Source organism: Listeria sp. LM90SB2, assembly GCF_028867355.1.
Taxonomy (GTDB): Bacteria; Bacillota; Bacilli; order Lactobacillales; family Listeriaceae; genus Listeria; species Listeria monocytogenes_B.
Genome location: NZ_CP046449.1, coordinates 412374 through 432926 on the forward strand (window position 1 = coordinate 412374; position 20553 = coordinate 432926).

At 37.8% G+C, this 20553-nt stretch carries 22 protein-coding genes; 16 read left to right on the forward strand and 6 right to left on the reverse strand.

The window, feature by feature from the left end:
- Positions 1 to 77: 77 nt before the first annotated feature.
- Positions 78 to 1847: an InlB B-repeat-containing protein gene (locus GL301_RS01950; RefSeq protein ID WP_010958724.1), complete on the forward strand. Its 1770-nt coding sequence runs from the start codon at positions 78 to 80 to the stop codon at positions 1845 to 1847.
- Between the two features lie 40 nt (positions 1848 to 1887).
- Here the strand turns inward: GL301_RS01950 and GL301_RS01955 are convergent, their stop codons facing one another.
- Positions 1888 to 3414: a class I adenylate-forming enzyme family protein gene (locus tag GL301_RS01955; RefSeq protein ID WP_003724285.1), complete on the reverse strand. Its 1527-nt coding sequence runs from the start codon at positions 3412 to 3414 to the stop codon at positions 1888 to 1890.
- Between the two features lie 236 nt (positions 3415 to 3650).
- Between GL301_RS01955 and GL301_RS01960 the strand changes: the two genes are divergently transcribed.
- The 6 genes from GL301_RS01960 (at position 3651) to GL301_RS01985 (ending at position 10134) form a co-directional block, all read left to right on the forward strand.
- Positions 3651 to 5171 (forward strand): flavocytochrome c, encoded by a 1521-nt coding sequence (locus tag GL301_RS01960; RefSeq protein ID WP_003724286.1) that lies wholly within the window; start codon positions 3651 to 3653, stop codon positions 5169 to 5171.
- Positions 5172 to 5374: 203 nt separating this feature from the next.
- Entirely contained in the window at positions 5375 to 6391 is a 1017-nt protein-coding gene (locus GL301_RS01965) for an oxidoreductase (RefSeq protein ID WP_010958725.1), read from the forward strand.
- Positions 6392 to 6592: 201 nt separating this feature from the next.
- A complete protein-coding gene (locus GL301_RS01970; protein WP_003724288.1) occupies positions 6593 to 7039 on the forward strand; it encodes a PTS sugar transporter subunit IIA in 447 nt (148 codons plus the stop codon).
- 13 nt (positions 7040 to 7052) lie between these two features.
- Entirely contained in the window at positions 7053 to 8447 is a 1395-nt protein-coding gene (locus GL301_RS01975) for a PTS fructose transporter subunit IIC (RefSeq protein ID WP_003724289.1), read from the forward strand.
- Positions 8447 to 9307, forward strand: a complete 861-nt coding sequence (locus GL301_RS01980) for a ketose-bisphosphate aldolase (RefSeq protein ID WP_003724290.1) — start codon at positions 8447 to 8449, stop codon at positions 9305 to 9307. Before GL301_RS01975 ends, GL301_RS01980 begins: the two co-directional genes overlap by 1 nt.
- Positions 9308 to 9363: 56 nt before the next feature.
- On the forward strand, positions 9364 to 10134 hold the full coding sequence (locus tag GL301_RS01985) for a DeoR/GlpR family DNA-binding transcription regulator (RefSeq protein ID WP_003724291.1): 771 nt from the start codon (positions 9364 to 9366) through the stop codon (positions 10132 to 10134).
- Here GL301_RS01985 and GL301_RS01990 read toward each other — a convergent pair.
- Complete coding sequence (locus tag GL301_RS01990; protein WP_003724292.1) at positions 10118 to 10345, reverse strand: hypothetical protein; 228 nt, start codon at positions 10343 to 10345, stop codon at positions 10118 to 10120. The two genes, GL301_RS01985 and GL301_RS01990, sit on opposite strands and share 17 nt — an antisense overlap.
- Positions 10346 to 10445: 100 nt before the next feature.
- The gene (locus tag GL301_RS01995; protein WP_003734595.1) at positions 10446 to 11063 is read right to left on the reverse strand and encodes a peptidase E; all 618 of its coding nucleotides are present in this window, start codon (positions 11061 to 11063) and stop codon (positions 10446 to 10448) included.
- Positions 11064 to 11157: 94 nt separating this feature from the next.
- Here GL301_RS01995 and GL301_RS02000 point away from each other — a divergent pair, with 94 nt between their 5' ends.
- From GL301_RS02000 to GL301_RS02015, 4 genes are all read left to right on the forward strand, one after another.
- Positions 11158 to 12105 (forward strand): helix-turn-helix transcriptional regulator, encoded by a 948-nt coding sequence (locus GL301_RS02000; RefSeq protein ID WP_010958726.1) that lies wholly within the window; start codon positions 11158 to 11160, stop codon positions 12103 to 12105.
- Between the two features lie 49 nt (positions 12106 to 12154).
- Positions 12155 to 12664 (forward strand): NUDIX hydrolase, encoded by a 510-nt coding sequence (locus tag GL301_RS02005; protein ID WP_003731389.1) that lies wholly within the window; start codon positions 12155 to 12157, stop codon positions 12662 to 12664.
- 95 nt (positions 12665 to 12759) lie between these two features.
- Complete coding sequence (locus GL301_RS02010) at positions 12760 to 13479, forward strand: YebC/PmpR family DNA-binding transcriptional regulator (protein WP_003723220.1); 720 nt, start codon at positions 12760 to 12762, stop codon at positions 13477 to 13479.
- A gap of 36 nt (positions 13480 to 13515) precedes the next feature.
- Positions 13516 to 13851 (forward strand): zinc ribbon domain-containing protein YjdM, encoded by a 336-nt coding sequence (locus tag GL301_RS02015; protein ID WP_003724297.1) that lies wholly within the window; start codon positions 13516 to 13518, stop codon positions 13849 to 13851.
- 39 nt (positions 13852 to 13890) lie between these two features.
- On the opposite strand, the gene GL301_RS02020 is transcribed toward GL301_RS02015, so the two are convergent.
- Positions 13891 to 14604: a GntR family transcriptional regulator gene (locus tag GL301_RS02020; protein WP_003728140.1), complete on the reverse strand. Its 714-nt coding sequence runs from the start codon at positions 14602 to 14604 to the stop codon at positions 13891 to 13893.
- 156 nt (positions 14605 to 14760) lie between these two features.
- Between GL301_RS02020 and GL301_RS02025 the strand changes: the two genes are divergently transcribed.
- The 4 genes from GL301_RS02025 to GL301_RS02040 all read left to right on the forward strand — a co-directional run bounded on the left by GL301_RS02025 (position 14761) and on the right by GL301_RS02040 (position 18131).
- Positions 14761 to 16203 carry a glycoside hydrolase family 1 protein gene (locus tag GL301_RS02025; protein ID WP_003734597.1) on the forward strand — a complete coding sequence of 481 codons (1443 nt, stop codon included), beginning with the start codon at positions 14761 to 14763 and terminating at the stop codon, positions 16201 to 16203.
- Positions 16196 to 17530, forward strand: coding sequence for a PTS sugar transporter subunit IIC (locus tag GL301_RS02030; protein ID WP_003728139.1), 1335 nt, complete (start codon positions 16196 to 16198; stop codon positions 17528 to 17530). The genes GL301_RS02025 and GL301_RS02030 overlap by 8 nt, the downstream gene beginning before the upstream one ends.
- A gap of 17 nt (positions 17531 to 17547) precedes the next feature.
- Entirely contained in the window at positions 17548 to 17850 is a 303-nt protein-coding gene (locus GL301_RS02035; RefSeq protein ID WP_003723086.1) for a PTS sugar transporter subunit IIB, read from the forward strand.
- 86 nt (positions 17851 to 17936) lie between these two features.
- A complete protein-coding gene (locus tag GL301_RS02040; protein ID WP_003724301.1) occupies positions 17937 to 18131 on the forward strand; it encodes a hypothetical protein in 195 nt (64 codons plus the stop codon).
- A gap of 38 nt (positions 18132 to 18169) precedes the next feature.
- Here GL301_RS02040 and GL301_RS02045 read toward each other — a convergent pair whose 3' ends face one another.
- Positions 18170 to 19090: a helix-turn-helix transcriptional regulator gene (locus GL301_RS02045; RefSeq protein ID WP_003734599.1), complete on the reverse strand. Its 921-nt coding sequence runs from the start codon at positions 19088 to 19090 to the stop codon at positions 18170 to 18172.
- A gap of 102 nt (positions 19091 to 19192) precedes the next feature.
- Here GL301_RS02045 and GL301_RS02050 point away from each other — a divergent pair, with 102 nt between their 5' ends.
- Positions 19193 to 19612, forward strand: coding sequence for a GyrI-like domain-containing protein (locus tag GL301_RS02050; protein ID WP_061106766.1), 420 nt, complete (start codon positions 19193 to 19195; stop codon positions 19610 to 19612).
- Positions 19613 to 19660: 48 nt separating this feature from the next.
- On the opposite strand, the gene GL301_RS02055 is transcribed toward GL301_RS02050, so the two are convergent.
- Positions 19661 to 20422: a DeoR/GlpR family DNA-binding transcription regulator gene (locus tag GL301_RS02055; RefSeq protein ID WP_003724307.1), complete on the reverse strand. Its 762-nt coding sequence runs from the start codon at positions 20420 to 20422 to the stop codon at positions 19661 to 19663.
- Between the last annotated feature and the right edge of the window lie 131 nt (positions 20423 to 20553).

The window sequence follows — 20553 nt, forward strand, 5'->3', positions numbered from 1 at the left end:
CAAGCTGTTTTTTTATGTTTCTGGTGATAAGAAAATGGGAACAAGATACTATTAAACTTTTTGTCAGGGGGAGCAAGATGAAATCCAAAGGGAGACTGTTTTTGTACGTTGTTTTGGCGTTGTCGATTGTTATTGGGACGAATGTATTTATAAAAATAGACGCACATGCAGCCGCTGCACCACCAGCTGCAATCAGCCAGATTTTTCCCGATGATGCTTTAGCGACAGAAATTCAAACTACACTCGGAAAGTCTAGTACAGCAGAGGTTGTCACTCAAACAGATTTAGATACTATTAATTCATTAACCCTTACTTCTAAAGGTATCAGCTCCCTAGAAGGTATGAACTACTTGACCAATTTAGGAACTTTAATTTTAACTGGTAATCAAGTAAGCGATATTTCGCCACTTAAAGGCTTAACTAACTTGACCATGCTTCAGCTGAGTGGAAATCCGATTAGCGACATTAGCGCACTTAGTAACTTGAAAAACTTACAAGCTCTAGATATTAACGACGCGCAAGTTACTGACATCACGCCACTGAGCGGTTTAACAAATCTAAAGGGTTTAGGCTTATATAATAATCAATTGGAGAACCTTAGTGGAGTAAATAGTTTACATCAACTCCGCTCCTTAAATGTTAGTAATAATAAGCTTACGAACCTAGATGAGCTACAAGCGCTAAGCAATTTAAGCGTTCTATATGCAAATGAAAACCAAATTAACAATCTTCAGGGGCTAAGTAATTTAAATAACCTTTTCTTGCTTGATTTATCAGCGAACCAAATTGTGGATACTACTCCACTCGCTGGCTTAACTAAGGTACAAACATTATACGTATCAAACAATCAAATTAGTGATGTAACTGGTCTTTCGAGTTTAATAAATCTAGATTGGCTCGATATAAGCCAAAATAAAATTAGTAACATTAGACCTTTAAACAGTTTAACGAAGCTAACAATTATTCAAATGACTAATCAATTAATCGTAAACGAACCGATAAGTTTCGAAAGCACTGTAACGATTCCTAATTTAATAAAAAACATTGCGGAACAAACGATTGATCCCGATTCAATTAGCGATAACGGTGTGTATGCGAATGAAGCTGTTACATGGAATTTACCTACTTATATTCCTAAAGTCAGCTATACCTTTATTGAACGTGATACGATTGGTAATGCAACTGGAAATTTCAGTGGGACTGTAGAACAACCATTAGTACAATATTTTAAAGCAACTTTCAATATTGACGGGCAAGAAACAACGGAAAATGTCGAAACAGGGACACTTTTACAAGAACCACCAACCCCAGTCAAAGAGGGTTATACATTTAACGGATGGTATGATGCTGAAACAGGTGGAACAAAATGGGACTATACAGCCGATACGATGCCAGCAAATGATATAACGTTGTATGCCCAGTTTAGTATTAATAGTTATACCGCAATTTTTGATGTAGATGGCGTCATTTCTACTCAAGCGGTAGAGTATCAAGGTTTACTGGAAGAGCCACCAGCGCCAACTAAGGATGGTTATACATTTAAAGGTTGGTATGATGCCAAAACTGGTGGAACAAAATGGGACTTCACAAACAATCAAATGCCAGCAAATGATATAACCTTGTATGCCCAGTTTAGTAAAGATGCATCTTCTGGTGGGGACGGTGGAGGAACCGATGAAGGTGGAGGTAACTCTGAAAATAGTACAGAGGGAGCTCCTAATACGAGTGATATAGATACTATAAACCACATCGTACTACCAGCAACAGGAGATGACCATGTGCTTTTTCCAATCTTTATTGGAACATTTCTTACGAGTTTAGCATTACTTACACTTAGAAGAAAATAAAGGAAAAAGCAGCTGCATAACGCAGCTGCTTTTTTGAAACTTATTTTTTCAATTCTCGTTCCATCTGCAAACGTTGTACTTTCATTGTTGCAGTACGAGGGATTTCATCATATTTCATCACCATTGGTTCGTTCATATGTGGCAAGTCAGAAACAGCTTTCCACCATGCGTCCCAGTTCATTTCGCCGTCGTTATGAACTGCGATAATTGGTTGCGGGCTACCGTTTTCACCACGGATGATAACAACTTCATCTAAGAAAGTCAGCGTATCAAGCAGTTTATCTTCAATTGCAAGTGTGCTGTCAATAGTCTCTACTAAATCGACTTGACGATCTTGCAAGAATAACCGGCCTTGCTCATCTTTCATACCATAATCGCCGCTATCCCACCAAGGTCCGTACACATTCTCTTCAAAACGAGCTTCTTCTTTGTAATAAGTAAGCGCGCGACCTTTGGAAAGCATTTGAATATTACCACTAACCCCAGCTGGAACAGGATTACCATCTTGGTCAACAATCCGAACTTCTGTTAAACCAGGAACACCAATTCCCATATCGCGCGCATTTAGCGTTTCAATGGATTGAAGCGTATGACCACGTAAAATCATCGGACCACATTCACTTTGTCCATAAATTTGTAAGAAAATTGGTTTTTTATATTCGGAAGTACGAAGGAAAACCGCCATTGTTTCTTTATTAATCGCATCAAAAGTAGAATGATAAAATTTGATACTTTGGAAAACGTCTGGTTTTTCACGAGCAAGTGACGCCCATTGAACAAAATGATTTGGATGCGTTTCGAGTACGTACGGTTTGTATTCGCGTAGCACTTTTTCGACGTTCGCTTTAGTCGGATTGGCAATTGGCAGAAGCGGGAAACCGAGCGACATCAAGGATGAAACACCAATATTAAAACGAGAATGTACTGGTGAGATATGGAAAGCTACAAGCCCTCTTGGTTTGATGAAATTAAGAATACGTCGTTGGTATTTCGTTCTCCAACCCATCGAATTCGCAGAGTGAGCGATTAATTTTGGCACACCAGTTGTTCCAGAAGTGTGAGTCATATAAGCAATCATATCTTTTGGTAATTCTTCTTGTTCGCATGTGTAGCCATCTAGTGGCGCTTTAAACAATTGTTCAGCATTGATCAATCTTGAGTCTGGTAAATTGTTTAACTGATGACTTTTCTCAGAAGTCTCAGAATCAAAAAGTAACCAAGGTTGGTCAAGGCGATTAACAAAAATATCAATAGTAGACGCTGGAAGATGCGGGGAAACCATGATTGGCACGGCACCAATATAAGAAATCGCAACTGCTAAAATATAAGAATCGAATTTGGCAGATTTATATACGATTACTTTTTCTTCTTTGCGTACACCGAATTTATGTAGATGAGCTGCTTTTTGGATAATAGCCTCTTCGCATTTTTTGTAAGTAGTGTGAAGGCCTAATTCAGGAAAAGTAACAAGCTCTTCATCAAAATGGATGGGCATTTCTGGATAGCGTTCAGCAGATTTTTTGAAATTGGTATAGAGGTTAAGTGGTTCGTACTTTTTTATCGTCATATGGCGATGCTCCTTTAATATTTGATGTTGCTATTATATCACTTTGTGGAAATAATGAGGAGTAGTAATAGAAAACATTTACATCATTGTAAAAAAATCTGTAAATTGCTTTTTTTCTTATTTTGGAAAATTCGCCTGATGACCTGTAAAGATATCTCAATTAGTGATATAATATGTTAATATAATCACAAACTATTGGTCTAGGGGAAAATTTTCAAAAAAGTGGAGGTACGAAAATGAAAAAAAGGTTAGCTACAACTTTCATCATGCTACTATCGCTTGCATTAATTATCGCAGGTTGTGGCAGCAATAACACAAGCAAAAGTGACACGGAGAAAACAAAAGAAAAAGAAAAAACAGAAGTTACATCGGGAGCATCAAAAACTAGTTACACAGATCCATCCGAATTAAAAGATAAATACGATATCGTTATTGTTGGTGCAGGTGGTGCAGGAATGTCCGCAGCACTAGAAGCAAAAGCGAAAGGCATGAACCCAGTAATCCTTGAAAAAATGCCACTAGCAGGCGGAAACACAATGAAAGCCTCTTCTGGTATGAACGCCTCTGAAACTAAATTCCAAAAAGAAGAAGGAATTAATGATAGCAACGACAAATTTTACGAAGAAACATTAAAAGGTGGTCACGGAACAAACGATAAAGCAATGCTTCGTTTTTTCGTAGACAATTCCGCCAGCGCCATTGACTGGTTGGATTCCATGGACATTAAATTAAACAACTTAACTATCACAGGCGGAATGAGCGAAAAACGTACGCACCGTCCTGAAGATGGCTCGGCTGTTGGTAAATACTTAGTAGACGGTTTACTAAAAAATGTTCAAGAACAAAAAATTCCGGTTTTCGTTAACGCAGACGTAAAAGAAATTACACAAAAAGACGGAAAAGTAACTGGCGTGAAAGTAAAATTAAACAATAAAGACGAAAAAACAATTAGTTCGGATGCAGTAGTTGTCACAACTGGTGGCTACGGAGCTAATAAAGATATGATTGAAAAAGAACGTCCAGACTTAAAAGGATATGTAACAACGAACCAAGAAGGAAGTACTGGCGACGGTATTAAAATGATCGAAAAACTTGGTGGAACAACAGTGGATATGGATCAAATTCAAGTTCACCCAACTGTTCAACAAGATAAATCTTACCTCATCGGTGAAGCCGTTCGAGGTGAAGGTGCGATTTTAGTCTCTCAAGAAGGTAAACGTTTCGGAAACGAATTAGACACACGTGATAACGTTACAGCTTCCATCAACAAATTACCAGAAAAATCCGCGTACCTAGTATTTGATTCAGGCGTGAAAGACCGCGTCAAAGCTATCGCGCAATATGAAGAAATGGGCTTTGTGGAAGAAGGTAAAACAATTGATGAATTAGCCGGCAAAATCAATGTACCAAAAGAAGAGCTAACTAAAACATTAGATACTTGGAATGCAAGTGTGAAAAACAAAAAAGACGAAGCATTCGGCAGAACAACCGCAATGGATAATGATTTATCTAAAGCACCATATTACGCAATCAAAATCGGACCAGGAATTCATTACACAATGGGTGGCGTAAAAATCAATACAAATACAGAAGTTTTAGACAAAGACGGTAAACCAATCACAGGCCTATTTGCTGCGGGAGAAGTAACTGGTGGCTTGCACGGGGAAAACCGTATTGGCGGAAACTCTGTCGCTGAAATCATTATTTTCGGACGTCAAGCTGGCGACAAATCAGCAGAATTTGTAAAAGCACAATAAGAACCCAAACACCATAGTGATGTGATTAATAGAAAATAAAAACTTGTTAGGACGCCTTAAACAGACGTTTTAGCAAGTTTTTTATTGGCTAAATAGCGCGTTAGTGTAGTACTATGGATGGGTAACAAGTGAGATATATACACTGATAAATTAGCAGCGTTTAAGCTAAATTTGTTAGTTTGTTAAAATAAGGAGGAAATAGTATGTTGAAAATGGGTTTTATCGGAAACGGAAAAAGTACGAATAGATATCATTTACCATTTATTTTAGAGCGGGATAATATTGAAGTGAAGACGATTTATAATCGAAATCCCAAAACAGCCACATGGGACAAAATTGAAGGGGTTCACTATACAACCGACTTAGACGAGCTGTTAAAAGACCCAGAAATCCAGTTAATTACCATCTCTACAACACAAAGCTCTCACTTCGACTATGCCAAAATGGTGTTAGAAAACGGCAAAAATGTGCTTGTTGAAAAACCATTTATGATGACATACGCTGAAGCGAAAGAAATTTTCGAACTAGCTAAAGAACATGGTTTACTCGTTCAATGCTACCAAAATCGTCGTTTCGATTCCGATTTCCTTACAGCACAAAAAGTAATTGAAAGTGGAAAATTAGGCGATTTATTGGAAGTAGAAATGCATTATGACTATTTCCGTCCAGAAATCCCAGAGTCGGTTCATGAATTTAAATTCTACGACAGTTATTTATACGGTCACGGCTGCCATACAATCGACCAAGTACTTTCTTACTTCGGCAAACCGGACAACATCCATTATGACGTGCGCCAACTGCTCGGCGAAGGACGAATGAACGATTATTTCGACCTTGATTTATATTATGGCGTAACAAAAGTATCCGTAAAATCAAGCTATTTCCGTATAAAAGCCCGTCCAAGCTTTGTCCTTTACGGCAAAAAAGGTATGTTTACAAAAGAAACAAAAGACCGCCAAGAAGAACATTTAAAACTATTTTACATGCCAAGTAATCCAGACTTTGGAATCGATTTACCAGAGCATTACGGAACGCTTACGTATGTTGATGATGCCGGAGTTTGGCATGAGGAGAAAGTAATCTCTGAGGTTGGCGACTACGGCCGCGTTTATGATGGTTTGTATGATGCAATTATTAACGGGAAACCAAAACAAGTAACTGACGAAGAAACCTTGCTACAAATGGAGATTTTAGAAAAAGGCGTCGAAGCTTGTAAATAATGAAAAATTGTCCGCGGGAGCAAGCTTGCGGGCAATTTTTTTTGGATAAAAATGATTGATTTCGTTCATATAAACAACCAAAATAGCTCTAAAAATGAACTTTTTGCATAATACACCCATAATATTGAATGAAGTCGTTCAGCGTGATATAGTGTAATCAAACAAGTGAAGCGCTTACTTTGTTGAGAGAGGATGTGGATTATGAATATATCGAATTTAATTAATGAAGACCGAATTATTTTTGATAATCGTATTCAAACAAAACAATTATTATTTGAAAAAGTAGCAGAAGTACTAGGTGAAGAAGGTTCTATAACAAATCCAAAAAAATTTATACGTGACTTATATAAACGAGAAGAAGAAACTTCTACTGGAATTGAAGATGGTTTTGGCATCCCTCATGCAAAAAGTAAATATGTAAAAGAACCATTGATTGTTTTTGTTCATTCTGGCATTATAAATGATTATTTTGGATTAGATGATTCACCGATTGAATGTAGTTTTCTTATTGGTGTTCCGAAAAAAGCCACAGATGTTCACTTGCAAATCCTAAGTGAACTATCGAGGAAGTTAATGAACAAAGAATTTCGTGAAAAATTAAAAAATTCCAAAAACAAAACGGAAATTATAACAATTTTATCGAACTAAGGAGGCGTTTCACATGAAAATAGTTGGTGTTACTGCTTGTCCCACTGGTATTGCGCATACGTATATGTCTGCCGAGAAATTAACTATAACGGCAGAAGCGCTTGGTTACGAAGTGAAAATCGAGACACAAGGAGCTAAGGTTGAAAATGTTTTAACGAAGGAAGACATCGCGACTGCTGATTATGTCATTTTAGCAGTCGATAAAGAAATAGATACATCAAGGTTCGCTGGAAAGAAAATTAAAAAAGTATCCACTTCCAGAGCGATTAAAGAGGCTGATGTGGTTATTGAGGAAACTATTTCTGGTAAAGGGTTAATCAGTTTGGAGGCGAAAAGTTCGGATATAAGTTCGGAACAACCGTCAAAAGCAAGTTTATACAATCACTTTATGAATGGTGTTAACTATATGTTGCCATTTGTCATAGCTGGCGGGATTTTAATTGCTATTAGTTTTGCTTTTGGAATTGATGCCTCAAACCCTGACTCTGATTCGTATAACGCACTTGCAGCTGCATTTTCAAAAATTGGTGGGGATACTGCATTTGGTTTAATGGTTCCAGCCCTTGCAGCAGGGATAGCGGTTTCTGTGGCTGGTCGAGCAGGATTTGCGCCCGGGCTTGTGGCAGGGACACTGGCGACTGTTGGTGGATCAGGATTTCTAGGCGGTATGATTGGTGGTATTTTGGCTGGTTACGTGGCACATTTCTTTGCTAATAAAGTCAATGTCACTAAATCACTTGCTTCGATTTATCAATTGATTGTTGTACCGCTTTTAGGGATTACGATTGTTGGTTTGGCGATGGTATTTATTATTGATACACCAATCGCTTGGGTTTTAAATGCACTCACAGGTTGGTTGAATGGGCTTGGTGAGACATCTGGCGTCGTATTTGGACTACTCATTGGTGTGATGATGGCAGCAGATATGGGTGGGCCAATTAATAAATCTATTTCAACCTTTTCAATCGGGTTAATGTCAGCAGGTGTAACGGCGCCGATTGCGGCTTGTATGGCGGCTGGAATGGTTCCGCCACTTGGATTAGCACTCGCAACACTATTATTTAAAAACAAATTTACAAAAGAAGAAAAAACAGCGGGGAATTCTTGTTGGGTGTTAGGTGCATCTTATATTACTGAAGGAGCAATTCCTTTCGCAGTTGCTGATCCGCTCCGGGTTATCCCAAGTTTGATGTTAGGTTCTGCAACAGCTGCTGCAATTTCGATGGGAGCTGGTGTAACTTCGATGGCGCCTCACGGTGGGATTTGGGTGATGTTCATTCCAAATGTAATTAACCATTTATTTATCTACTTACTAGCAATTGCAGCAGGCACAGTCGTGACAGCAATTTCTGTCGGACTATTAAAAACCCCATTAAACAAGCGAAAAAATAAAGAGGAGATGATATAATGTTATATACAATGAAAGATCTTTTAGCAGTAGGAAAAGAGCATCAATTTGCGGTACCAGCATTTAATATCTGTAGTTTTGATATGTTAAAGGCGATAATGGAGGAAGTGGAGGCAAATAATGCTCCTGTAATTTTAGAAATTCATCCGGATGAAATAGAGTATCTCGGTGATAACTTTGTTGCAACAGTCAGAGAATACGCACATAAAAGTAAGGTGCCGGTCGTTATTCATATGGACCACGGTGGAACAATCAAAGATGTGATGCGGGCAATTAGAAATGGCTATACTTCTGTCATGATTGATGCTTCAAGAGCCAGTTATGAAGAGAACGTGGCGTTGACTAAGCAAGTGGTTGAACTTGCGCATAAAGTCGGTGTTTCTGTTGAAGCGGAACTTGGAACAATCGGGAACAATGGTTCAGCAGAAGGCGGGGCGGATACCATCATATATACTGACCCTGACCAAGCAGAAGATTTCGTACAGAGAACTGGCATTGATACGCTAGCCGTAGCTATTGGAACGGCGCATGGGTTATACCCTAAAGATAAAAAACCAGAACTGAATATGCCTCTTTTAAAAGAATTAAATAAACGCTTGGATATTCCGTTTGTACTTCATGGTGGTTCGGGAAATCCAGATAAAGAAGTCAGTGAATCTGTACAGTACGGTGTTAGGAAAGTAAACCTTAGTTCAGATCTGAAAAGTGTGTTTTTTGAAGAAGTTCGCCGCGTTTTAGTGGACAATCCTGCGATGTATGAACCAAATCAAGTGTACCCATCAGCAAATGAAAAAGTAAAAGAAGTTGTAAGACATAAATTACACATTTTAAATACTACTGGTCAAAGAGATAAATACTAATAAGAAGGGTAGAAGCGCTAGTTATAGTGCTTTTGCCCTTTAAGGAGTGGAGGAACATGTTAAGCACAGCGAAGGAACGGCAACTAAAAATCGTTAACCGGCTAAAAGTGGAACAATTTATGCGGATTATTGATTTAGTGGAGCTTGTCAACTACAGCGAAGCCACTGTTAAACGGGATTTAGTAGAATTAGAAAAAGAAGGACTTGTGAGACGAACAAGAGGCGGCGCAATGATTATCGATAATAAAAAAATCGATTTGCCTTATTTAATGAAAATGAATGAGCGAAGTAATGAAACGAGTAAAATAAGAATTGCCGATATTGCAAAATCACTGATTCGCGATGATATGGTGATTTTCTTAGACTCTAGCTCAACATCACTGCATTTAATCGACGTTTTAAGTAAATTTGATGGACTGCAAATTATTACAAACGGGGTCATGACGGCTTCCATGCTATCAGAATTTACAAATGCAAGAGTTAGTATTTTAGGAGGATCGATTTTAACGAAGCGATATACGGTGAACGGCGCAAAAGCATACAATGACGCTTTAACTTATAATGCGGATATTGCTTTTGTTTCATGCCGGGGGATCGACTATGACAAAGGTGCAACGGAAACACATGAAGGTGAAGCACTCATCAAACAAGCTTTCAGGCGCCAGTCAAGTTCGCTCGTTTTACTTGTCACCGAAGAAAAAGTAGGACACAAGTTTATGCACCAAAGCTTAGCATGTCATGATATTGACTATTTAATTACGGACTTCAAACTGGACCCAGATGTAGAGGAACAGTTCAAAACCCATCAAATTACTTGTTTGTATTAGATTTTATACTTAAATAGGCAAAAATAATCGTAAGTACTAAAAATAAAACAGGTATTACCAATAAACTTCCGAAAAAGTGAATGTCATTAAATTCTTCGCTATCTAATAGTGATAATAATATGACATTTTTTTGAATGACATTTAAAACTTGTAAGCCCATAAAACATAGCATACTAAGTATTAATGAAACGAAACTAAAAATTTTGTACATGTTGTACCTCCTATGATGTAGTTTTAGTTTTATTATACAACAAAAACGCCTTGAAACTTAAACGGATATCCAAGTTTCAAGGCGTTTTTGGAGAATGCTGTTAAAGAATTCCTTTCGAAGTTACCACGTTACCTTGTACAAAAATAGTTTCGCAGTTACTAATCGGAAATATTTTTAAATCATCCGCATAGTCCGCTATTATTTGTTGTGTTATTTTTTTAAAAGGTGTGTTGTTGTAATGAGGAAGCGTATAGAAATCGACTAAATTTAAAGCATCATAGTTGGTTAAATTAGTGGCTTTTTTTACGCTGTCCATGGATTGGATATACGATATATTAGGACTCGTGATGACTGCACCGGCTGATTCACCAATATATAATTTTCCTTTAGCAATTTCCTCTAAAATTAATTTATCTGCACCAGTTCGTTTTAATTCTTGTAGTAAAAAGAAAGTATTTCCTCCAGTAACATAGATAAAATCATTTTTTTTGAGTGTCATCGTTATTTCTTCTAGATTTTCTGCCGCCACATCTAGTTCCTCTACAATTAACCCTAAATCCTCGAGCGCTTTTTTACCAGCTTCTACATAAAAAACAACTTCTTCAACGGTGCTAGCCGTCGGGATAAAAGTAACGGTTTTTCCTTGGAGATTGCTTTCAAATTCAGTAAATAATGGTACAACATCTTTAAAAGACGAGGTTAAAAATAAGTTTTTCATCATTTTTTAGCTCCTTTGGTTTCTAATTATAGTATAATGGTTAAAGGTATCAATTAGTGACACCTTTTAATCTGAAAAAAGAAAAGAGATGGCGATGAGAAAAGCAGAGCGATTAAATGATATGATGTTGTTTTTAAATGATAAAAATTCGTTTCAATTAAGCGACATAATGGCAAAATATGGCGTTTCCCGCAGTACTGCTATTCGAGATATACAGTCTTTGGAAGAAATAGGCATGCCGATATATTCGGAACGGGGACGAAATGGTCATTATCGGGTGCTTCGTAATCGGCTACTCTCGCCCATTGTTTTTAATATCGATGAGGTATTTGCGCTCTATTTTTCGATGCTTACCTTAAAAGCCTATGAAACGACACCTTTTCATTTGAGCGTGGAAAAATTAAAAACGAAATTTGAACGTTGTCTTTCAGCTGAAAAAATCGAAATGCTTCGAAAAATAGAAGAAGTATTTAGTCTCGGCTATATAAAGCATAATAATCAATGTGAATTTCTAGATGTTATTTTGCAGTTTACGATGGAAGAGAAAGTGTGTCAGATTAATTATGATAATAATGGGACTGAAAAAACGTATATTGTTCAATTTTATAATATATCCTCGGCGTATGGGCAATGGTATGTGACGAGTTATAACTTTGAGACGAAGCGGATGCAGGTATTTCGTTGTGATAAAATCCTTGCGCTAAAAGAAAATGATACTTTTGAAGCTAAGAAAATGGAGGAATTAAAAGGAGTGGCTGATTCTTTTAATAAAAAAGCTGATGTAACTACCTTTGAAGTGGAAATTGCCTCAAATGGTGTTGACTTATTTTTTAAAGAAAATTATCCATCGATGAAACTTCGCCAACAGGAAGGGCGAAATTGTATTCATGGTTTTTATCATAAAGGTGAGGAACGATTTATTATCAATTATTTACTAGGTTATGGTGAAAAAATTATAGCTATTCAGCCAGATTCATTGCGAGATATGTTGCTAAATGAGCTCGATACGATAAAAAAACATATGCAAAATTTATCATCCTAACTTTGTTGTATAATGAAAACAAGTCAATGATTAGAAGGAGCCGATTTCTGTGGAAGAATGGGATTTGCTAAATGAGAATCGTGAATTAACCGGGAAAACACATATCCGCGGTGAAAAACTAGCGCCCGGAGAACTTCATTTGGTTGTTCACGTATGTATTTTTAACGAAAAAGGGCAACTTTTAATCCAAAAGCGCCAAAAAGATAAAGAAGGTTGGCCGAATTATTGGGATCTTTCTGCGGCGGGTTCTGCGCTAAAAGGCGAAACAAGCCTGCAAGCTGCTGAACGAGAAGTGCAAGAAGAACTAGGAATTACAATTGATTTAAGTAACACCCGTGCCAAATTCAGTTACCATTTCGAAGCGGGATTTGATGATTATTGGTTTATTACGAAAGACGTGGAACTTAGCGACTTAACTTTACAAAAAGAAGAAGTAGCAGATGCCCGTTTTGTGACTAAAGAAGAGTTAGAAGTGTTAAGAAGTTCGGGCGAATTTATTCCATACTTCTTTTTAAACCAGCTTTTTAACCTCAAAAACGCCACATCTATCCATTTTTAACGAATATAGCTAAATTTCCACTTAACAAATTCGTTTCCTACACTTATAATAGTACAGAGACACGAGAAAACTCCAATTAGAAAGCGAGTGGTAATATGGGCCGTAAATGGGCAAATATTAAAGAGAAAAAAGCGTCAAAAGATAAAACAAATAGTCGTATCTATGCAAAATTTGGAATTGAAATATATGTAGCGGCTAAATCGGGCGACCCAGATCCACATTCCAACCAAAAATTACGTTTTGTTATTGAACGTGCAAAAACATACAATGTGCCGAAACATATTATTGACCGTGCAATCGAAAAAGCGAAAGGCACTGGCGATGAAACATATTCAGAACTGCGCTATGAAGGCTTTGGTCCAAATGGTTCGATGATTATCGTAGACGCACTGACAAATAATGTGAATCGTACGGCATCCGATGTTCGCGCAGCTTATAGCAAAAACGGCGGCAACATGGGCGTAAGTGGTTCAGTAGCTTATATGTTTGATAATACAGCCATTTTTGGTGTTGAAGGAAAAGACGCGGATGAGTTATTAGAACTTTTAATGGAAGCGGATATTGATGTTCGTGATATTTTAGACGAAGATGGCCAAGCGATTATTTATGCAGAACCAGAAGATTTCCACAAAGTACAAGAAGGTTTGAAAGCGGCTGGAATTGAAGAATTTACAGTAGCGGAAATCGAAATGATTCCTCAAAATGATATTCAATTATCAGGTGAGGACTTAGAAAAATTCGAGAAACTAATTGATGCTTTAGAAGACCTAGAAGACGTGCAAAAAGTATATCATAACGTCGAATTAGAAGATTAACAGCCAACTATTACAACAATCGGAGGAATTGATAAAATGCCAAAATTACCAAATTGCCCAGAATGTAACTCAGAGTATGCCTACGAAGATCGCGGCTTATTAATCTGCCCGGAATGCGGCCATGAGTGGAGCGCTGTAGCAGAAGAAGCTACCGAAGAAAAAGTGTTCAAAGATGCAAACGGCAACGTACTAACAGATGGCGATTCTGTCACAGTCATCAAAGATCTTAAAGTAAAAGGCGCATCAAACCCAATCAAAATGGGAACAAAAGTAAAAAATATCCGCCTAGTAGACGGCGACCACGACATTGATTGCAAAATTGACGGCTTCGGCCCAATGAAATTAAAATCAGAATTTGTTAAGAAGATATAAAAAACAGCGATTCTCTAATTCAGAGAGTCGCTGTTTTTTTTAATTCTGCACAAAAACCGTTTCAAACACAAACGATTCATACGTATGGCGCGTTATCGAATATTCGAACACACGACCATCTTCCAAATGCGCTAATTTTTCAATTTCCATCATAAAAGTAGGTTCTTCTAAATTGAGGAGCTTGCTATCCTCTTGATTTGATTTATCCCCGCGTACCCAAACATGCGCACTCTGCATCTTAAGTTTCAAATCATCCCGAATATAATTATAAATCGAGTCCTCTAAATGACGTGGTTCTAGACCTGGAATAATCGCAAGTGGCATATAAGTATGTTCAATCGAATAGGCTTTATGACCAACTTCTCTCATCCGGATGATTCGGTAAATATAGTCATCCTGCATCTCTAATTTCTCTGCGACTTCTTTCGATGGTTTTTCAATAGAAAATAAAATGACTTTGGATTTAATATTGTCTTTTCCAAATGTATTTACAAGTCCGGACATTGGCCCAAGCGCGAATTCTCCGCCGTTAGTCGAATGGGATTTCACGAAAGTCCCAGCCCCGCGTCGTCTAATAATCATGCCTTCTTGTACAAGCATATCCAGTGCTTTTTTGACAGTGAGCTTGCTGCAATCATACGTGCGAGCCATACTGTCCCCATCAGGCAATTTCTCGTTAATTTCGTATTTATTTTGGTTGATTTTATCACGGATATCTATGTATATTTCCATGTATTTAGCCATTCCCGACATTTTATTGGCTCCTTTACTGATGTAATAAGCATAGTATACCATATACTTTTACAAAAAGGTATCCCTATAAACAAAAGTATATATCTTTTGATAAAAGTATTGTTTTTTAAATAAATGTATGCTATATTTATTTTGACAAAAGGGAGGCCATAAAAAATGAAAGAATTATTAACGTTTCCAAAAAATTTTTGGTGGGGCTCTGCGTGGTCTGCTGAACAAGCAGAAGGTCGCGGCGACACTGGTAAGGCAAAAACTGTTTGGGAGCATTGGTTTGAAACAGAACCGAATCGCTTTTACGAAGGCGTAGGTTCAGAAATTACAACAGATCATTTTAATCGTTATAAAGAAGACGTACAGTGGATGAAGAAAACAGGACAAAATTCGTTCCGGATTTCGATTTCATGGGCGCGAATGTTTCCTAATGATGGCGTTGGCGAAGTGAACCCGAAAGCTATTGCGTTTTATCGCGATTTACTTACTGAAATGAATGAAAACGGTATCAAACCATTCGCCAACTTATATCATTTCGATATGCCCGTGGCACTTCAAGATGCTGGTGGCTGGGAATCAAGAGAAGTTGTAGATGCCTATGTTCATTTTGCAGATACTTGTTTTAAAGAATTTGGCGATTTAGTTTATCACTGGTTTACGTTTAACGAACCACTAGGACCGATTCTTGGCGGCTATTTAGAAGATTTCCATTATCCGAATCAAATCGACTTCAAACGCGGTGCACAAGCTGGTTTTAATACGATTTTGGCGCATGCGTTAGCTATTAAAGCATTTAAAAAATTAAACTTGTCATCAAAAATCGGCGTTATTTTAAACCTTAGCCCGACGTATCCACGTAGCCAAAACGAATACGATTTAGAAGCTGCGGAAATTTGTGATGCTTTTTACACGAGAAGCTTCTTGGATCCGATGGTTAAAGGAACTTTCCCAGAAAAATTAGTTGAAATTATGCGCGAATACGATCAAATGCCGGAATACACGGAAGAAGATTTGACGATTATTAAAGAAAATACGGCGCAAATTCTTGGCCTAAATTACTATGAACCAAGACGCGTCAAAGCCCGTTTAACAGCAATTAATGAAAAAAGTCCGTTTTTACCAGATTGGTTTTTTGAACCGCATAATATGCCAGGTAAACGAATGAATATTTACCGCGGTTGGGAAATTTATGAACGTGGGATTTACGATTTATGTATTGATATTCGTGATAATTACGGCAATATCGAATCATTTATTTCTGAAAATGGTATGGGTGTGGCAAATGAAGAGCGTTTCTTAAATGAAGAAGGACAAATTCAAGATGATTACCGGATTCAATTTGTCAAAGATCATTTGGCTTATGTACATCAAGCGATTGCAGAAGGTTGCGATATTAAAGGGTATCATCTGTGGACATTCATTGATTGTTGGTCGTGGATTAACGCATATAAAAACCGTTACGGACTCGTTTCACTTGATGTCGAAACTGGCAAACGCACAATGAAGAAAAGTGGCGAATTTTATAAAAAAATGAGTGACATGAACGGTTTTGAATATGATACAAGCAAACTAGTTGGGACGAAAAGGGAGGAAACAACTAATGGCTGAAACGAAAAAGAAGTCGATTGTTAATGGATTTATTAATGTAGCACAACGTCTTGGTGGTCAGATTCATTTGCGTTCATTGCGTGATGCTTTTGCGAGTATTATGCCGTTCATGATTTTAGCTGGTTTTGTCACGCTGATTAACTATGTTATTTTAGAACCGACTGGCTTTATGGGCAAAATTGTTAACCCAGATACACTTAAAACATGGCAAGAGATTGGTATTTCAATCGGAAATGGTACGCTGAGTGTTATTACGCTTTTAGTCACTGTGGCGATTTCGTATCATTTATGTTTGAATCGCGGCTATAAAAACGTCATTGCTCCGATTCTTGTCGCTTTATCTTCTTTTATTGTTGTAACACCGATTGCGATGACGTTCCTTCCAGAAGGCGCATCAAAATCAATCGAAGTACCGAACGTTATCCCAGTTAGTTATACTGGCGCGTCAGGCATGTTCGTCGGTATTATCGTTGGTTTAATTGCAACCGATTTATTCATTAAATTATCGAAAAACAAACGCATGCAAATTAATTTAACAGGAAATATTCCACCGGCAGTTATTAAATCATTTAACGTGTTAATTCCGATTATGATTACGGTTATTATTTTCTCAGTTATGTCATTTGCCGTTAATCAAATTTTCAACATGGACTTTAATACACTTGTGACAACGATTATCACGAAGCCACTTAGCTATGTGACGACAAGTCTTCCAGGCTTCTTGCTGATTACTTCTATCGCTAACTTATTCTTCGGTTTGGGTATTCACCAAGCAGTTATTTCTGGTCCGTTACTAGATCCATTTTTACTTCAAAATATGCAAGAAAACATGGTTGCCTACGCGAATCATCAAGAAATTCCGCATATTATTAATATGGCTTTCAAAGACACATTTGCGGTTATGGGTGGCTCAGGAAACACGATTGGCTTATTAATTGCCATTTTCATCTTTGGGAAACGAAAAGATTACAAAGATATCTCGAAACTATCTGCGGCACCATCACTATTTAACATCAGTGAGCCAATCATCTTTGGTCTGCCGATTGTGTTCAACCCGTTACTTATTATCCCGTTCGTATTAGCGCCGATTTTCTCTTTAACAACAGCGTATTATGCGACAGCAGCAGGTTGGATTAATCATGTAGTTGTACAAACCCCGTGGACGACACCGCCAATTATTTCTGGTTTCCTAGCAACTGGCGGGGACTGGCGCGCGTCCGTTTTACAAGTAATTATCATTGTTGTGACAGTCTTTATCTATCTGCCGTTCCTACGTATGGATGAAAAAGTTGCTTTTGCTACAGCTCAAAAAACAGAAGCAAAATAAGGAAGGAAGTTTAACCAATGAAAAACATTTTATTAGTATGTAATGCTGGTATGTCCACAAGTTTCTTAGTAGAAAAAATGAAAGCAGCAGGCGCGGAACAAGGCGTTGAAGCAAATATCTGGGCTGTATCCGACGCTGAACTACACGAAAACTGGGAAAAAGCAGATGTCATTTTGCTTGGACCACAAGTTGGTTATTTAAAAGGGAACACAGAAAAAGTAGTTGGCGGAAAAATTCCTGTCGAAGTAATTAATATGCTAGACTACGGCCGTGTCAATGGAGCGGCGGTACTTGAAAGAGCAATCGAATTAATCGGTTAAAAAAGTAAGGGAGTGTGGCTTATAGTCGCGCTCCTTTTTTATCGGGGAAGAAAGTGTTATAATGTGTGAAAAGGAGCGGAATTATTATGAAATATGTAAAATCACAAATGAAAGAGCTTGTAAAAGATAGCGTAGACTTGCAAGAACGCCTTCAAAAGCTAATGAAAGAAATGGACTTAGAAAAAACTTTCGCTTTAAAAGCACTTTATCATTCAGAAGTAGCTGATGGTGGACCGTATCAAACAGCTTATCAAGATTTGGATTATAAATATAAAGATTAACATCAAATGGCTCTGCTAAACAATTAGCAGAGCCATTTTTAGATATATTTTCCTTGGATTTCTTTTAAGTAGTCAACAAAATTATCGTAAAAGTCATCACGGTTTTGAATGGTTACATGCGTTCCAAGTTGAAGTAAAAAGCGATACCCAGCCTCGTGATCAGGAAGCGTTACTTTTGCTAAAAAATGTGCGTCATCTTGCTGCGAGATTTCGACTAGATCAAAGCGCTCGATGATTTGCTCGCGGGCAATTTTATCGACAATTAAGTTGACTTCATGCATCAAAAACATCGGTCTGTCGGGTGGGGCGCCAAACGGTTTTACACTAAAAGGGCGAGCTTCAAACGTTTCTTCTAGCGTTTTTAGTTCAACAATCCGCGACATTTTAAATGTTCGAAAATCGCTGCGTTCCAAACTGTAACCTTGCAAATACCAAGAACGATTCCTAAACAGGAGGTGATAAGGCTCAGTTTTACGAATGGTTTGGTTACCCGTTCGATCAATATAGCTGAGTTCTACGAGTTGATGTTTTTTAATCGCTAAATATAAACTTTCGACTTTAGCGTTTAATTCGTTTTTCATGGACAAATTGGAGAAATCGAGCGAAATGGAACTTTTAGGCGGTTCGCTTGAATGGTCGAGCATGTTTTTCATTTTTTGGAGGGTTTTCTTGGTTTCGGCGGAAGAAAGCAACTGCTCCATCCCGTCCAAACTAGCAATAATTGCGGTTAAATCATCTACTGTGAGAAGCTTTTTATCGACTTTGTAGGTAGGCATAATACCGATGCCACCCTTTGTTCCGGCAATCGTGTAAATCGGGATATTCGCCATCGCAAGTGTGTCAATATCGCGGAAAATAGTACGTTTGGAAACCTCAAACATTGTAGCCATTTCAGAAGCACTGACTAGCTCGCGTTGGAGAAGCAGCATAATGATTCCGATGAGTCGCTCGATTTTCATTTTTTTCTCCTTTGTTTTTGGAATGATGACAGACAGTTGTCATCATTCACGTGTTATAGTTACATCATATCAAAGTTAAGTAACTTTTTGGAGGGAAATATTATGGCATTTGAAATTGTTGAATTAAAAAAAGAAACATTTACTGGAAATAAAGTAGAAATCCCTGAATTTGATCCACAAAAAGGCTTTGGCCCAATGAGCGAAATTAAAGAATCAGCCCACACAAAATTTGCAAAAAACGAAAAAGACTACGTTGGCATTAACGCAAGTCTTGACGGCTTACAATATTACATCGTAGCTAGTGCAAACAGTGAAAACGGCGACACAACTTTCGACATTCCAGCAGGCAAATACGCAAAATTCATAACAAGCGAAACAGACCGCCCAGCTCTAGACGGCTTCATCGGCGCAGCATACGGCGAGGTTAGTCAAAGCGATACGGTTGGCATTGCGGGATCGTTTAATTTGGAGGATCTTAGAGAAGCTGAGTTTACGCTTTATATTCCGGTTGTTAGTAAGTAAATAAATTGAGAGACCCCTTTCGGTGGAGAGGGGTCTTTTTTCACTAAACTAAACCAACCTCACCAAAACCCCAACATCCTCACAATACCCCAAACACCCACCAGCCATGTCCTTCGACGTAACCAACCAATCAAATTCCGCCAGCTCCCCGTAAGTAAGCAAAGCCGACTTATCCACCTTCGTATGATCCACTAGCAAAAATTTCTCCCTAGCTTTTTCCATCATATGGCGCTTAATCTCATACTCCAAAATATCCGAATTCATTACCCCGTGCGTAGTCGAAAGCGCAGTTGCGGCCATAAAAGCTTTCGTAATATTGTATTTCTCAAAAAACCCCCAGTTCTCCACGCCAACAAATGATTTAGTACTCGTTTTAAACGTCGAGCCAATAACAATCAATTTCACATTATCCATTTCACTCGCAAAATTAATCACATCTAGGCTGTTCGTAATAATAGTAATATCCTTATCCGTTGGCAGAGCCGCAGCGAGACAGCTAGTCGTTGTGCCGGAATCAATAAAAATCAAATCATTTTCTTCAATAAAATCAGCCGCCGCTTTTCCGATAAGCTGTTTTTCTGTGTGATTTTCTGTATCACGATTTTCGAACGGCCGAATTTCTTCGGGATTATTATAAACAGAAACGACGCCACCATAGACTTTTTGGATGGTGTTTTTTTGGAGAAGTTTGGCAATGTCTCGGCGAACAGTATTTTTAGAAACGTTGAATTGTTCGCATAAATCATCGAGGCTAATACTGCCTTTTTCGTGAATTAAATTCTCAATCGCTTGAATGCGTTGTACTTTCATTTTAAATTCATCCTTTGGCAAAATTATTTTAATTACACTATTTATAACACATGCTCAAAAGGTAATCAACTATGATTTTTTATGGTGAAGTTAGTGACAAAAATTAAATTGACTCTCTAATTTTATTGGCT